This is a genomic window from Stenotrophomonas sp. PS02300 (genome assembly GCF_029959395.1).
GTDB lineage: Bacteria > Pseudomonadota > Gammaproteobacteria > Xanthomonadales > Xanthomonadaceae > Stenotrophomonas > Stenotrophomonas maltophilia_AD.
Genome location: NZ_JASCOP010000242.1, coordinates 1 through 1,407 on the forward strand (window position 1 = coordinate 1; position 1,407 = coordinate 1,407).

2 protein-coding genes are annotated in these 1,407 nt (G+C 73.3%); one reads left to right on the forward strand and one right to left on the reverse strand.

Going from position 1 to position 1,407, the window contains the following annotated elements; translation table 11 throughout:
- Nucleotides 1-182, reverse strand: a 182-nt coding sequence (locus tag QMX79_RS20725) for a hypothetical protein (protein WP_282248454.1), incomplete at its 3' end; no start/stop codon positions are given.
- Here QMX79_RS20725 and QMX79_RS20730 point away from each other — a divergent pair.
- The coding region (locus QMX79_RS20730) for a triple tyrosine motif-containing protein (RefSeq protein WP_282248455.1) at nucleotides 165-1,407 on the forward strand (1,243 nt) is incomplete at its 3' end. The genes QMX79_RS20725 and QMX79_RS20730 overlap by 18 nt on opposite strands.

The following is a 1,407-nucleotide window of genomic DNA, read 5'->3' on the forward strand; positions in this document are numbered from 1 at the left end:
GCTGGCGGCAGTTCACGGCCTTGCCTGCCACTGCCGACAGCGGGCCGGGAACCGGCAGTCACTACGCACTGGGCCTGGCCGCCTCGGGAATGCACCACGCCTGGGTTGCGGGCAGTCGCGGGCATCTGCAGCGTCTTGACCTGCGTACCGGACGCGGCCTTGATGTGCTGCGGTACCCGCATGCCGGCGCCGGCGCGTTCCCGGTGGGCGTGGCTGAAGATGCCCAGGGGCGGGTGTGGGTTGCCAGTGCCGACCGGCTGCTGCGCCATGACCCGCATCAGCGCAGCCGGCGCGACTGGGGGCTGGGGCTGGGGACGGACCAGGGGGCCATCCACCTGCAGATATGCGCGAACGGTGAGGTCTGGCTGGCGCACCCCCGGGCGATCCAACGGTGGTCGGCAGACGGCGAGCGCCAGCATAGTGCGGCCCCACGGCAGGTGGGGCTGGGGCAGGACGTGCCGCTGCGGCAGCTGTTGTGCACGCGCGATGGCGAGGTGTGGGCCACCGATCCGCAAGGCGTGATGCGCTGGTCTGCTGCGCGCGAGCGCTTCGAGCAGGTCCCGGGCGATGGCGACGGGGCCGTGTCGGCCATCGCCGAAGCCGACGATGGCACGCTGTGGGTCAGTCGCCCGGCGGCCCTGGAGCAGTACCGCCGGACGCAGGGACGCTTGCATCGAGTACGCCGCGTTGCCGGCGCCGAGGGCTACCCGCAACTGCGTGCCGGCGCGCTGGTGGTGGGCGCCGATGGCGTGGCGTGGGCCGGGGCCGCGCGCGGCGTGGTGCGGGTGGATCCGCACGCGGGCGAGGTGGAGGTCCTTGGCACCGCACAGGGCCTGCCGGTGCAGGAGGTACTGCCGCAGCGGCTGCTTCGGCTGGGCTCGGGTGCGGTGGTGGCCGGGGTGCGCGAAGGCGGACTGCTGGCGTTCGACCCGCGCGCGCTTCGCGCCCCGGCAACGGTGCCGGTACTGGTGCTCGATGCAATGAGCCGTCGTCGTCACGGACGGGTGATCCAGGTGCCGATCGCTGCATCGCCGGTACTCCTGGGTACCGGGGATCGTCATGTGCGGGTCGCCGTGAACCTGCTCGGCCGCGGCGATCCCGATCGAATCCAGTACCACTTCCGCCTGCTGGGACAGGACCCGGCATGGGTCGACACCGGCCCCGTGGCGCAACGCCTGTTCACGCGCCTGCCGGCGGGCGAGCACTCCCTGCTGGTGAAGGCGCGGCACGCCGGCGGCCCTTGGTCGGCGGTGCGCCAGCTGCAGTTGCGCGTGGTGCCCCGATGGTGGGAAACGACGACGGGTCGTATCGCACTGATTGCTGCGATCTGCGCAGCGGTGGTGGGGGGCACGCGGCTGCACTACGGCCGGCAGCGGCGACGCGCGCCCCCGCCCCCCCGGCGCGCGC